13 protein-coding genes are annotated in these 12,349 nt (G+C 71.0%); 3 read left to right on the top strand and 10 right to left on the bottom strand.

The features are described from left to right. On the bottom strand, nt 1–777 hold the full coding sequence (locus ACP15J_RS11660) for an electron transfer flavoprotein subunit beta/FixA family protein (RefSeq protein WP_424937166.1): 777 nt from the start codon (nt 775–777) through the stop codon (nt 1–3). Between the two features lie 76 nt (nt 778–853). Here ACP15J_RS11660 and ACP15J_RS11655 point away from each other — a divergent pair, with 76 nt between their 5' ends. The 3 genes from ACP15J_RS11655 (at nt 854) to ACP15J_RS11645 (ending at nt 2,462) form a co-directional block, all read left to right on the top strand. Then, nucleotides 854–1,390, top strand: coding sequence for a MarR family winged helix-turn-helix transcriptional regulator (locus tag ACP15J_RS11655; RefSeq protein WP_424937165.1), 537 nt, complete (start codon nt 854–856; stop codon nt 1,388–1,390). Nucleotides 1,391–1,407: 17 nt separating this feature from the next. Next, complete coding sequence (locus ACP15J_RS11650) at nt 1,408–1,863, top strand: SRPBCC family protein (protein WP_424937164.1); 456 nt, start codon at nt 1,408–1,410, stop codon at nt 1,861–1,863. Between the two features lie 140 nt (nt 1,864–2,003). After that, nucleotides 2,004–2,462 (top strand): YdeI/OmpD-associated family protein, encoded by a 459-nt coding sequence (locus tag ACP15J_RS11645; protein WP_424937163.1) that lies wholly within the window; start codon nt 2,004–2,006, stop codon nt 2,460–2,462. Between the two features lie 71 nt (nt 2,463–2,533). On the opposite strand, the gene ACP15J_RS11640 is transcribed toward ACP15J_RS11645, so the two are convergent. From ACP15J_RS11640 to ACP15J_RS11600, 9 genes are all read right to left on the bottom strand, one after another. Then, a complete protein-coding gene (locus ACP15J_RS11640) occupies nt 2,534–3,067 on the bottom strand; it encodes a putative immunity protein (protein ID WP_424937162.1) in 534 nt (177 codons plus the stop codon). An 8-nt stretch (nt 3,068–3,075) separates the two neighbouring features. Then, entirely contained in the window at nt 3,076–3,852 is a 777-nt protein-coding gene (locus ACP15J_RS11635) for an enoyl-CoA hydratase-related protein (protein ID WP_424937161.1), read from the bottom strand. Between the two features lie 117 nt (nt 3,853–3,969). After that, nucleotides 3,970–4,851 carry a 3-hydroxyisobutyrate dehydrogenase gene (mmsB, locus tag ACP15J_RS11630; protein ID WP_424937160.1) on the bottom strand — a complete coding sequence of 294 codons (882 nt, stop codon included), beginning with the start codon at nt 4,849–4,851 and terminating at the stop codon, nt 3,970–3,972. A gap of 20 nt (nt 4,852–4,871) precedes the next feature. Beyond that, complete coding sequence (locus ACP15J_RS11625; RefSeq protein ID WP_424937159.1) at nt 4,872–6,020, bottom strand: acyl-CoA dehydrogenase family protein; 1,149 nt, start codon at nt 6,018–6,020, stop codon at nt 4,872–4,874. Nucleotides 6,021–6,051: 31 nt separating this feature from the next. Continuing rightward, nucleotides 6,052–7,551, bottom strand: a complete 1,500-nt coding sequence (locus ACP15J_RS11620) for a CoA-acylating methylmalonate-semialdehyde dehydrogenase (RefSeq protein ID WP_424937158.1) — start codon at nt 7,549–7,551, stop codon at nt 6,052–6,054. A 428-nt stretch (nt 7,552–7,979) separates the two neighbouring features. Beyond that, nucleotides 7,980–9,107, bottom strand: a complete 1,128-nt coding sequence (locus ACP15J_RS11615) for a bifunctional 2-methylcitrate synthase/citrate synthase (RefSeq protein WP_424937157.1) — start codon at nt 9,105–9,107, stop codon at nt 7,980–7,982. A 1-nt stretch (nt 9,108) separates the two neighbouring features. After that, the gene (gene prpB / locus ACP15J_RS11610) at nt 9,109–10,011 is read right to left on the bottom strand and encodes a methylisocitrate lyase (protein ID WP_424937156.1); all 903 of its coding nucleotides are present in this window, start codon (nt 10,009–10,011) and stop codon (nt 9,109–9,111) included. After that, complete coding sequence (locus ACP15J_RS11605; RefSeq protein WP_424937155.1) at nt 10,011–11,537, bottom strand: MmgE/PrpD family protein; 1,527 nt, start codon at nt 11,535–11,537, stop codon at nt 10,011–10,013. Before ACP15J_RS11605 ends, prpB begins: the two co-directional genes overlap by 1 nt. Further along, the gene (locus tag ACP15J_RS11600) at nt 11,534–12,256 is read right to left on the bottom strand and encodes a GntR family transcriptional regulator (protein WP_424937154.1); all 723 of its coding nucleotides are present in this window, start codon (nt 12,254–12,256) and stop codon (nt 11,534–11,536) included. Before ACP15J_RS11600 ends, ACP15J_RS11605 begins: the two co-directional genes overlap by 4 nt. Between the last annotated feature and the right edge of the window lie 93 nt (nt 12,257–12,349).

The following is a 12,349-nucleotide window of genomic DNA, read 5'->3' as shown; positions in this document are numbered from 1 at the left end:
TCACACCAGCCTGTTCTGCACGAGGAAGTCGACCAGCTGCGCGGCGGCGTCGCCCTCGTCCATGATCTTGACCCCCGCGGCCCGCGGCGGCTTCTCGGCCACACGGGTCATGATCGTCTGCGGCGCGGCGACAGGGCTCACGTCCACGCCGAGGTCGGCGAGCGAGAGCACCTCCAGCGGCTTCTTCTTGGCCGCCATGATGCCCTTGAAGTTCGGGAAGCGTGCGTCCGGAAGGGCCTCGGTGATCGAGACGACGGCGGGGAGCGGCGCCGAGACCTCCTGAGGACCGAAGTCCGTGGCCCTGGTGCCGGAGACCGCGTCCTCCGCGATCCGCACGGCGCTGAGCGCGGTCAGCTGCGCGATGCCGAGGTGCTCGGCGAGCATCGCGGGCAGCACACCGGCGGTGCCGTCGGTCGAGAGGTTGCCTGTGAGCACGAGATCCGGCTCGTCCCGACGGATCGCGGCGGCGAGGACGGCGGCCGTCGTGCCGAGGTCGGCGCCTCTGAGGGCCTCGTCGACCACCTGGACGGCAGAGGACGCACCCATCGCGAGCGCACGGCGCACCGAGGCCGTCGCCGACTCGGGCGCCATCGACAGGGCGACGACCTCGGTGCCGGGGTTCGCGTCCGCGTGGCTCAGCGCCACCTCCAGAGCACGTTCGGTGATCTCGTCGAGCACCACTTCGCCCGCGCCGCGATCGGCGAGGCCGGTCTCCAGATCGAGTCTGCGGTCGCCGTAGGTGTCCGGCACTTCCTTCACCAGCACGAAGATCTTCATCGATACCCTCCGCGTCCAGTCTGCCATGGCGCGCGCCTGGTCCCGTCTGTCGAATCGCCTCGCTACCGTGGAGTTCGTGGTTCGTTCACACCCTCTTCCGGTCGATCCGCTCGCCGAGGCGAAGCGGCAGTGGATGGCGCACGGATGGACGGATGCCGCAGACGGCATGTCGGTCGTCGTCTCGGTGATGCGCGCGCAGCAGCTGCTGCTCGGCCGGGTCGAGGCGACGCTGCGCCCCTTCGAGCTGTCCTTCGCCCGTTTCGAGGTGCTGCGGCTCCTCGCCTTCAGCCGGGAGGGCCGGCTTCCGCTGTCGAGCGTCGTGGCCCGGCTGCAGGTGCACGCGACGAGCGTCTCCAGCACGGCGGAGCGGCTGGTGCGCGACGGCCTGATCGTCCGCGAGCCGCATCCGCACGACGGCCGCGCGGCGATGCTGGCGCTGACGGACGAGGGCCGCGGCCTCGCAGAACGGGCGACGGCGGCCCTGAACGCCGAGGTCTTCCGTGATCCAGGCCTCTCCCTGGCCGACGCCGCGGACCTCGTGGCGATCGTGGCGCGGCTGCGCAAGGATGCAGGAGACTTCGCCGACCCCCGCCCGCAACCCGATCCGCTCTGAGTCGAGGGAGCGTCCGCATGCCGTCCTTCGTCCTGGAGCGCCCCATCGGCGCACCTCCGGAGCGGCTCTTCGCGCTGTCGCTCGACGTCGGCCTGCACACGGACTCGATGGCCCGCCATGGCGAGCGTGTCGTGGCCGGCCCGGCCTCCGGGCGGCTGGGCGAGGGCGACACGATCACCTGGAGCGCCCGGCACTTCGGCATCCGCTTCCGGATGACCTCGCTCGTCCACGACGTGGACGAGCCCCACGCCTTCTCCGATCGTCAGGTCGCTGGCCCGTTCGCCGAGTTCCGCCACCGGCACGAGTTCGTGCCCTGCACCGACGGGACCCTGATGCGCGACGAGATCACCTTCCGCTCCCCCTTCGGCTCCCTCGGCCGGATCGTGGACGCCACGATCATGCGCCGCCATCTCGTCGCGCTCATCGAGGCCCGCAACGACGAGATCGAGGCGCGCGCCACCGGCCGTGCCTGAGGCCGCGCACCCCGCCCGTCCCGAAACCGCATCTTCATCCCGAGGCCGCTTCTCCGTCACGAGGCCTCCGCGTGCTCCGCCGGTCTCGTGACGGAGAAGCGGTCTCGCAGATCGGGCGCACGGATCGTAGGCTGACCCGCATGACCGCACAGTCCTCCTCCGAGCTTCGCCTTCATGCCGTGCTCGAGCCCTTCGGACCGGCCGGGGCCCTCGTCCTGAGCGACGAGCAGGTCGCCGCGCTGGGGAGCGTCAAGAACCCTCCGGTGGTCGTGCGGATCGGCCAGACCTCGGCCCGGCTGCGGATCTCGCGAATGGGCGGGCGCAACTGCATCGGCTTCAGCAAGGCGGTCCGTGCGACCTTCGGGGTGGAGCTCGGCGACGAGATCGACGCCGTGATCACGCTCGACAGCGCCGAGCGGACGGTCGACGTGCCCGCTGTCCTGGCCGCCGCGCTCGACGCCGAGCCGGCGCTGCGCGCGGCGTTCGACGCCCTCTCCTACACCCGCCGGAAGGAGCTGGCCCGAGGGATCGCCGAGGCCAAGCAGGACGCCACGCGGGAACGCCGTCTGGCGGCGGCCCTGGAGAAGCTCCGCGGCTGACGGCCGAGCCTTCGTCGGAGCATCTTCCCGTCCGCCTGCGCCGTCGACCGCCGTCGACGACGGCGCAGGGGTCAGTCGCCGTCGTAGACGTAGCGGTCGAAGCGGGGCGGGATGTTCATCCGCTGCCACGCCAGCTCCTCGTCGCGACGGGAACGGTCGCCCGGGAACGCCTTGGCCGTGTACCGCGGGACCTGCCGGCTGTGCCCCGCCATGTGCGCCACCGCCACCGCCTGCCCGCACACGCGCGCCGCGGCGACGGCCGCCGGATCCTCCGCCTCTCTGGCCGCCGCATGGCAGGCGAAGGCCTTCTCGCGCACAGCGTTGATCCCGAGCTCGCCGCGTGTGAACGCCCAGGCCGCCGCGATCGCCTCCTGCGGGCGGGTGTCGTCCGGCCGCTCCTCGACGAAGAGCGGCAGCAATCGCTCGGCGCAGGCGACGGTCCAGCCCACGAGCACGCGACGGTCCTCCTCGGACAGGGTCAGATCGTCGTCTTCCGGAAGCGGGAGCCCATCGTCTCCAGGAAGCGGAGGCCCGGCGTCGTCCGACGACCCGGCGTCCGGATCCTCCCGACCGCCGCGGAAGACCTGTGCCGGATCGGGCGTCACGGGATGGTTCATCGGTGCCGGAACCCCGGTGCGCGTTTCTCGCGGAAGGCGGCCATGCCCTCCTTCTGGTCGGCGGTGTCGAAGAGCGCGGCGAAGGCCTGCTTCTCGAACGCCAGCCCGTCGGCGAGGGAGGTCTCCATCGCGGTGTCGAGAGCCGCCTTGGCCGCGTAGAGGGAGGGCAGCGACTTCGACGCGATCGTCTCGGCGAGGGCGGAGACCTCGGTCATGAGCTCGGCGGCAGGGACCACACGAGAGACCAGGCCGATCCGCTCCGCCTCCTCGGCGCCGATCGTGCGCCCGGAGAGGATCAGCTCCGCCGCCTTGTAGTAGCCGACGGCGCGGATCAGACGCTGCGATCCGCCCATGCCGGGGATCACGCCAAGGTTGATCTCGGGCTGTCCGAAGGCGGCGTTGTCGGCGGCGAGGATGATGTCGCACATCATCGCCAGCTCGCATCCGCCGCCGAGCGCATACCCCGAGACGGCCGCGATCACGGGCGTCCGCACCGCCGCGAACGCGGTCCAGGCGCCGAAGTGATCGGTGCCGAGGATCTCCGCGGCGGTCTTGTCCTCCATCTCCTTGATGTCGGCGCCGGCCGCGAAGGCCCGCTCCGAGCCGGTGACGACGATCGCCCCCACGCCCTCGTCCGCGTCGAAGGCGGTGGCGGCGGCGGTGACCTCCTCGGCGACCCGCGTGTTGAGGGCGTTCAACGCCTGCGGCCGGTTGAGGGTGATCCAGCCGACGCGTCCTCGCTGCTCGACGATGATCGTGGCGTACTCGGTCATGGTGCTCCCTCCGGCCGCGCCCTCGCGGCTCTCTCCAGTATTTCAGCCCTGGCCCCAGGGAGGCGCCCGCCTCGCGCGAGGCGAGACCGTACGCCCGTGGGACGTCTGGCCGGATCGTCAGCCGGCGTCGCGGATGTCGGTGATGATCCCGGAGAAGTCGCGGCGCGCCCCGTCGCCGGACGCGAAGGCGGCGTAGATCTCCTGCGCGAGGCGGCCCATCCTCGCATCGGTCCCCGTGCCCTCGATCGCCTGCAGAGCGAGGCCCAGGTCCTTCGCCATCAGCGCCCCGGCGAAGCCCGGCTGATAGTCGCGGTTGGCGGGGCTCGTCGGCACGGGCCCCGGCACCGGGCAGTTCGTGGTGAGCGCCCAGCATTGGCCCGAGGCGTTCGACGCGACGTCGTACAGCGCCTGGTGCTCCAGCCCCAGCCGCTCACCGAGGACGAACGCCTCTGCGACCGCGATCTGCGAGATCGCGAGGATCATGTTGTTGCAGACCTTGGCGGCCTGACCGAGCCCCGACCCGCCGCAGTGCACGATCCGCTTGCCCATCGCCTCCAGGATCGGCGAGGCCGCCGCGAAGTCCTCCGCGGACCCGCCGACCATGAACGCGAGAGTGCCGTTCTCGGCGCCGACGACCCCGCCCGAGACCGGGGCGTCGATGTTGCGGTGCCCCGCGGCGAGCGCGAGGTCGTGAGCCGTGCGGGCCTCGTCCACCGCGATGGTCGACGAGTCGATGAACAGCGTGCCGGGGCGGGCCGCCGCGAGGAGCTCGCTCCGGTACGCCTCGATCACATGACGACCGCTCGGGAACATCGTGAGCACGACGTCGACGTCAGCCGCGGCGGCGGCGCCGCTGGCGGCGACCTCGATCCCCGCCGCGGTCGCCGCCTCGACGGCCGCAGGGACCACATCGAAGCCGATGACCTCGAAGCCGGCACGGACCAGGTTCTGCGCCATGGGCAGGCCCATGTGGCCCAGCCCCAGGAATGCGATCTTCATCGTTCGCTCCTTCCGGACGGTCAGTCCGTCTTGAGGACCTCACGCCCGACGATCAGGCGCATGATCTCGTTGGTGCCCTCGAGGATCTGGTGCACGCGGAGGTCGCGCACGACCTTCTCGATCCCGTAGTCCTGAAGGTAGCCGTAGCCGCCGTGCAGCTGAAGGGCCTTGTTGGCGACCTCGAAGCCGGCATCGGTGGCGAACCGCTTGGCCATCGCGCACCGCTCGGCGGCGTCCGAGGCGTGCTCGTCGACCGCGCGCGCCCCGTCCTGCACCAGGAGCCTGGCGGCGTGCAGCTCGGTGCGCATGTCGGCGAGAGCGAAGACGATCGCCTGCTTCTCCGCAAGGGCCTCGCCGAACGTGAACCGCTCATGCACGTACGCCACGGCGCGTTCCAGCGCCCACTGCGCGCCGCCGAGCGAGCAGGCGGCGATGTTCAGCCGGCCGCCGTTGAGGGCCGACATCGCGATGGTGAAACCTCGCCCCACGTCGCCGAGCACGTTGACCGCCGGCACGCGGACCTCGTCGAGGACCACCTGCCGGGTCGGCTGCGCGTGCCACCCCATCTTCTTCTCCTCGGCGCCGAAGCTGAGGCCCTCCGACCCCGCGGGGACGAGAAAGGCGGTGATCCCGCGCGCGCCGGGCTCGCCGGTGCGCGCCATGACGACGTACACCGCGGCCTCGCCCGCCCCGGAGATGAACTGCTTCACACCGGTGAGCACGTACTCGTCGCCGTCACGGATCGCGCTCGTGGTGATCGCCGCGGCGTCCGACCCCGCCCCCGGCTCGGTGAGGCAGTAGCTGCCGAAGCCCTCCATCGACGTCAGCCGCGGCAGCCATTCGTCGCGCTGGGCATCGGTGCCGTAGGTGTCGATCATCCAGGCGACCATGTTGTGGATCGAGATGTACGCGGCCACCGTCGGGTCGCCCTTCGCGAGCTCCTCGAAGATCGCCACGGTGTCGGTCCGCGAGAGCCCCGTCCCGCCGGACTCCTCGCGGACGTAGATGCCGCCGAGACCGAGTTCGCCCGCGTCGCGCAACGTCTCCCGCGGGAACTCGTGCTTCTCGTCGCGCTCCGCCGCGAACGGCGCGAGCTGGGTCTCCGCGAACTCGCGGACGGCGCCGATGATGGCGGCGCGCTCCTCGGCGGTGGTGGTGGTGATGGTCATGACCTCTCCCTGGGGTCTCCTGGGCTCGGGCTCAGTGCATGGTGGGGATGACGAAGCTCGCGCCCTCGCGGATCCCGCTGGGCCATCGGCTCGTCACCGTCTTGGTCTTGGTGTAGAAGCGGAAGGCGTCGGCGCCGTGCTGGTTGAGGTCGCCGAAGCCGGAGCGCTTCCACCCGCCGAAGGTGTAATATGCGATCGGCACGGGGATCGGCACGTTCACGCCGACCATGCCGACGTTCACGCGCGCGACGAAGTCGCGTGCCGCGTCGCCGTCCCGGGTGAAGATGCCCACGCCGTTGCCGAACTCGTGGTCGGAGGCGAGACGCAGGGCCTCCTCGTAGTCGGCGGCCCTGGCGATCACGAGGACGGGACCGAAGATCTCCTCGCGGTAGATCGACATCTCCGGTGTGACGTGGTCGAACAGGGTCGGGCCGAGGTAGAAGCCGTCCTCGTGCCCCGGCACGGTGAGGCCCCGCCCGTCGGCGAGCAGCGTCGCGCCGGCGTCCACTCCCTGCTGGATGTAGTCGGAGACGCGCTCCACGGCCGCGCGGGTGACGAGCGGCCCGTAGTCCACGCCCTCGGCCAGCGACGGGCCGACCCGGAGCGCGGCGACCCGCTCCCGGAGCTTCGCGGCGAGCGCGTCCGCCGTCTCCTGCCCCACCGGGACGGCGACCGAGATCGCCATGCAGCGCTCGCCCGCCGAGCCGTAGCCGGCGCCGATGAGGGCGTCCGCGGCCTGGTCGAGGTCGGCATCCGGCATGACGACGAGGTGGTTCTTCGCGCCGCCGAAGCACTGGGCGCGCTTGCCGTTCGCCGAGGCGGTGGCGTAGATGTACTCCGCGATCGGCGTGGAGCCGACGAAGCCGATCGCCCGGATGCGCTCGTCGGTGAGCAGCACGTCGACGGCCTCCTTGTCGCCGTGGACGACGTTGAGGACCCCGGCCGGGAGACCCGCCTCGAGGAACAGCTCGGCGATCCGCACCGGCACGGAGGGGTCACGCTCGCTGGGCTTGAGCACGAAGGCGTTGCCGGCGGCGATGGCCGGTCCCATCTGCCACAGCGGGATCATCGCGGGGAAGTTGAACGGGGTGATCCCGGCGACGACCCCGAGCGGCTGGCGCAGCGAGTACACGTCGATGCCGGTCCCGACGGCGGTGGAGTACTCGCCCTTGAGCAGGTGCGGGGCGCCGATGCAGAACTCGATCACCTCGACGCCGCGCTGGATGTCGCCCTTCGCATCGTCGAGGGTCTTCCCGTGCTCGCGTGAGAGCAGCTCCGCCAGGGGGTCCAGCTCGTCACGGAGGAGCTCGAGGAAGCGCATGAACACGCGGGCGCGCTTCTGCGGGTTGGTCGCGGCCCATTCGGGCTGCGCGGCCTCCGCGTTCGCGATCACGGCCCGGACCTCGTCGGCAGAGGCCAGCGGGACGCGCGCCTGCACCGAGCCGGTGCTCGGGTCGAAGACGTCGCCGAAGCGACCGGATGCGCCTTCCCGACGCGATCCGCCTACGAAATGGGGGATGTCACGGATCATTGTGCTCGGTCCTCTCGTGCCGCCTTTGGCATCGTGTCGATGATACGTGGACAGTCACCTATTTACTAGGTCTTCCAAGCAAATATCGGTCGCCCGTTCGTCGTCCACGACGAACCGCATACCGCCCCTCACGACGCCGACAACGTCACCGACCTGAGCCGACGCAAGGAGAGACGCGCCGACGCCTTTTGCACTGCGTTCACCTGCCGTACACGTCCGCCGCGTACAAACGGTCCTGCGTGGACAGGGACTCTGACCGGATCGGGTGTGGCGTTCTCTCCGCGCTCGCGGGATGCCCTTCTCGGCCCCGCCGCGGTGTCTGAACCGCGAGGCCCCCGCCGAATCGGGTCGGCGGGGGCCTCCTCCCCCTCGTCCGGGATCAGGACGTCTCGGGAGAGCGTCGGCCGGGATCGGGACGGATGTTCGGATCAGGCTCCGACGTGCCTCTCCGGCACGCCGTCATACGCCGAGAGCGGGCGGATGAGGGCGTTCGACGCGGCCTGCTCCATGACGTGCGCGGTCCAGCCGGTCACCCGCGACGCGATGAACAGCGGGGTGAAGATCTCGGTGTCGAACCCGAGCAGGTGATACGCCGGCCCTGACGGGTAGTCGAGGTTCGGGTGGATGCCCTTGCGAGCGACGAACTCGTCCGCCAGCGTGTCGTACAGCGCGCCGAGGTCGGTGCGGCCGGTGTCTGCGATGAGCACGTCGAGCGCCGCCTTCATCGTCGGCACGCGCGAGTCGCCGTTCTTGTACACGCGGTGCCCGAAGCCCATGATCTTGCGCTTCTCGGCGAGCGCGGCATCGAGCCACGGGACGACCTTCGACGCGTCGCCGATCTCCTCGAACACGTGCATCACGGCCTCGTTCGCCCCGCCGTGCAGCGGGCCCTTGAGCGCGCCGATCGCGCCGACCACCGCCGAATAGATGTCGGCCGTCGTCGACGCGATCACCCGTGCGGTGAACGTAGAGGCGTTGAAGGAGTGCTCGGCGTACAGGACCATCGAGATCCGGAACACGTCGACCGCGGCGGCCGAGGGCAGCTCGCCGAACGTCATCCACAGGAAGTTCGCGGAGTAGTCCAGGTCGTCGCGCGGCGGGATCGGCTCCAGCCCGCGGCGCCGGCGCTGCACGGCGGCGACCGCCGTCGGGATCTGCGCCAGGAGATACACGGCACGGCCGAGGTCGAGCTCACGATCGGTCCAGCCGCCCGGCCGGTGCAGCGTGCCGTCGAACGTCCCGAGCTGGCTCACCGCCGTCCGGACGATGTCCATCGGATGCGCCTCGACCGGGATCGTCTCCAGCAGTGCGACCGTACGAGAGTCGAGCGGGCGCAGCGACCTCTCCAGGGCCTCGAACTCCGCCAGCTGCGCGGCGTCGGGGAGCTCTCCGTGCCACAGCAGATACGCCACCGCCTCGAAGGGCTGCGTCGCCGCGAGCTCCTGCACCGGGTAGCCCCGGTAGAGGAGGCTGTTGGTCTCGGGGTTGACCTTGGAGATCGCCGTCGTGTCGACGACCACCCCGACCAGGCCCTTCTTGATGTCCGGCTCGCTCATGTCACTCCTTCGTGATGGTGAAGTTGAAGACGCCTGCATCGAAGCGGTTGTAGCCCTCGTAGTCGATGAGGTCGTAGAGGTCGGCGCGATGCTGCATCTCGCCGAGCCTCCCGGTGAGGTGCCCTTCCTCGTTCAGCGTATCGAGAGCGCGCCCGGCGGCGCCCATCGCGATCCGCAGCAGCGAGACGGGCCAGATGACGATGCTCACCCCCGCGTCGCGCAGCTGCGCGCTGGTGAAGAGCTCGCTCTTGCCGAACTCGGTCATGTTGGCCAGGATCGGCACGTCGAGCTCCCGCGCCATCCGCTCGAACTCGGCGAGGTCGCGCATGGCTTCGGGGAAGATCGCGTCCGCGCCGGCGTCGACGAGCGCCTTGGCCCGGTCGACCGCGGCGTCCATCCCCTCCACGCCGCGGACATCGGTCCGAGCCATGATCAGGAAGTTCGGGTCGCGGCGCGCGTCGGCCGCCGCACGGATCCGCTTGACCGCGGTGTCCTCGTCCACGACCGCCTTACCGTCGAGGTGCCCGCACCGCTTCGGGTTGACCTGGTCCTCGATGTGCGTGCCCGCGAGCCCCACGTCCTCGAGCGTCTGGATCGTGCGGGCGACGTTCATGGGCTCGCCGAACCCGGTGTCGGCGTCGACGATCGCGGGGAGCTCCGTCATCCGCGCGATCTGCTGCGCGCGGCCGGCGACCTCGGTCAGCGTCGTCAGCCCGATGTCGGGGAGGCCCAGGTCGGCCGACAGCACGGCGCCCGAGATGTAGACGCCCTCGAACCCCTTCTGCTCGATGAGCCGCGCCGAGAGCGGGTTGAAGGCGCCAGGGAGGCGCAGCAGCTCGCCCGACGCCAGGCGCTCGCGGAACAGCCGCCGCTTCTCGGCGGCCGGCGTGGTGGAGTACAGCATCAGAACAGGCCCTTCGGCGCGGGGGCCGTCGCGAGCACGCCGGGGGCGGCGACGATCGAGAGCGCGGCGACCTCCTCGGTCGAGAGCTCGGGCAGGCGCTGCACGAGATCCAGGAACCGCTCGATCTCCGCCGGCTCCAGCACCGGCTCGGCGAGGATGCGGAACTTGCGGATGTAGTCCTCGCGGGCGAAGGGACGTGCGCCGAGCGGGTGCGCGTCGGCGACGGCGATCTCGTCCTCGAGCACAGAGCCGTCGGCCAGGCGGATCTCCACTCGGCCGCCGAAGGCCTTCTCGGCCGGGTCGACGGAGTGGTAGCGGCGGGTCCACTCCTCGTCCTCAGCCGTGGTGATCTTGTGCCACAGTGCCACGGTGTCCTCGCGTCCCGCGCGCTCGGGGGCGTAGGAGTCGACGTGGTGCCAGGCGCCGTCCTGCAGCGCGACGGCGAAGATGTACGGGATCGAGTGGTCCAGCGTCTCGCGCGAGGCCGCCGGGTCGTACTTCTGCGGGTCGTTCGCCCCCGATCCGATCACGAAGTGCGTGTGGTGGCTGGTGTGCAGGACGATCGAGGCGATGTTCGCCGGGTCGGCGAGGTCGGGCCGCTCGTTGTGGAGCTTGCGCGCCAGGTCGATCCACGCCTGCGCCTGGTACTCGGCCGAGTGCTCCTTGGTGTACGAGTCGAGGATCGCGCGCTTGGGCTCGCCCTGCGCCGGCAGCGGCACCTCGTAGGCGGCATCGGGACCGTCGAGCATCCAGGCGATCACGCCGTCCTCGCCCTCGTAGATCGGACTCGGCGAGGTCTCGCCCCGCATCGCCCGGTCGACGGCCTCGACCGCCATCTTGCCGGCGAAGGCGGGGGCATGGGCCTTCCAGGTGGAGATCTCGCCCTTGCGGCTCTGACGTGTGGCGGTGGTGGTGTGCAGCGCCTGGCCCACCGCCTGGGAGATCGTCTCGACGTCGAGGCCGAGGAGCGTGCCGATCCCGGCCGCGGCCGAGGGGCCGAGGTGCGCGACGTGGTCGATCTTGTGCTTGTGCAGGCAGATCGCCTTCACGAGGTCGATCTGGATCTCGTAGCCGGTGGCGATGCCGCGCACGAGCGCGCGTCCGTCCGCGCCGACGTGCTGGGCGGCGGCGAGGATCGGCGGGATGTTGTCGCCGGGGTGCGAGTAGTCCGCCGCGAGGAAGGTGTCGTGGTAGTCGAGCTCGCGCACGGCCACCCCGTTCGCCCATGCGGCCCATTCCGGGCTCGTCCGGCGGTCCAGCGCAGGGCCGAAGACGGTCGCGCCCCTGCCGCCGATCGAGACCGGGTGGTCGAGCGCCTGCTGCCGGGCCGCGCTGACGGGCGCACGGGTCAGCGACGCCGCCGCGACCGCGGCGTTATCGATGATCCGGTTGACGATCATGTCCACGACCTCGGGCTCGACCTCGACCGGGTCGGCGGCGATCTCGGCGATGCGCCAGGCGAGCTGTCCTTCGCGAGCGAGGTTCTCGTCGCTGCGGTGCACGCGCAGGTGGTGGGTGACGGTCATGGGCGGTCCTTCCGGTCGCGGTCGGCGGAGGTGATGACGGTGTCGCGGCCGCCGTCGGAGGACGGCTCGGCAGCGAGGGTGGAGAGGATGCTGACGAGCGCGTTGTGCAGGTGCACGTGCGTGGCGTGGGCGGCGAGATCGGCGTCCCTGGCGGCCAGGGCCTCGGCGATGAGACGGTGCTCGGCGACGGAGGCGGCGAGTCGTTCCGGCCGATCCCGCGCCATCCGCCGCACACGGACGAGATGGGTGCGGATCGTGCGGAGAGCCCCGGTGAGGTAGTCGTTGTCGGCCGCGGCGTCGAGCGCGGCGTCGAACCGGGCGATGCGCCCCTCATACGCCCCGCGGCCCTCAGGGGTGCCGAGATCGTCACCGCTCGCGAACTCTTGGGCGAGGGCCGCGAAGACGGCGGCGTCTCCGCGCACGGCGGCGATGCGGGCGGCGGACTCCTCCAGAGCGCGGCGCACCTCGAACAGCGCCTGGATATCGGACGCGTCGATCGGCGCCACGACGGTCACCCGCGGCGACTGCTGGATCACCAGGCCGTCGGCGGCGAGCCGGCGCAGCGCCTCGCGCAGCGGTGTGCGGCTCACGCCGAGCCGGGCGGCCTGCTCCACCTCTCCGAGCACGGTGCCGGCGGCGAGCTCTCCGGACTGGATGCCGTCGAGCAGCGTCCGATAGGCGTGCTCGCCCGCCCGCAGTCCCTCCGCCGCCATGGCCATTCCCTCAGTGTATACACAAACCGCGCCACATGACACTCATGTCTGGATCAGAAAGATGTTTTGCATACATAGGGCCGGGGCATCACGGTCCAC

Source organism: Microbacterium sp. S308A+ (assembly GCF_049800815.1).
Lineage (GTDB): Bacteria > Actinomycetota > Actinomycetes > Actinomycetales > Microbacteriaceae > Microbacterium.
Note: the sequence above shows the minus strand (reverse complement) of the source record. Positions and strands in the feature narration are given on the sequence as shown.

Coding starts and splice junctions, on each gene's coding strand:
- ACP15J_RS11660 (WP_424937166.1), bottom strand. CDS start 777: ATGAAGATCTTCGTGCTGGTGAAGGAAGTGCCGGACACCTACGGCGAC.
- ACP15J_RS11650 (WP_424937164.1), top strand. CDS start 1,408: ATGCCGTCCTTCGTCCTGGAGCGCCCCATCGGCGCACCTCCGGAGCGG.
- ACP15J_RS11645 (WP_424937163.1), top strand. CDS start 2,004: ATGACCGCACAGTCCTCCTCCGAGCTTCGCCTTCATGCCGTGCTCGAG.
- ACP15J_RS11635 (WP_424937161.1), bottom strand. CDS start 3,852: ATGACCGAGTACGCCACGATCATCGTCGAGCAGCGAGGACGCGTCGGC.
- mmsB (WP_424937160.1), bottom strand. CDS start 4,851: ATGAAGATCGCATTCCTGGGGCTGGGCCACATGGGCCTGCCCATGGCG.
- ACP15J_RS11625 (WP_424937159.1), bottom strand. CDS start 6,020: ATGACCATCACCACCACCACCGCCGAGGAGCGCGCCGCCATCATCGGC.
- ACP15J_RS11620 (WP_424937158.1), bottom strand. CDS start 7,551: ATGATCCGTGACATCCCCCATTTCGTAGGCGGATCGCGTCGGGAAGGC.
- ACP15J_RS11615 (WP_424937157.1), bottom strand. CDS start 9,107: ATGAGCGAGCCGGACATCAAGAAGGGCCTGGTCGGGGTGGTCGTCGAC.
- prpB (WP_424937156.1), bottom strand. CDS start 10,011: ATGCTGTACTCCACCACGCCGGCCGCCGAGAAGCGGCGGCTGTTCCGC.
- ACP15J_RS11605 (WP_424937155.1), bottom strand. CDS start 11,537: ATGACCGTCACCCACCACCTGCGCGTGCACCGCAGCGACGAGAACCTC.
- ACP15J_RS11600 (WP_424937154.1), bottom strand. CDS start 12,256: ATGGCCATGGCGGCGGAGGGACTGCGGGCGGGCGAGCACGCCTATCGG.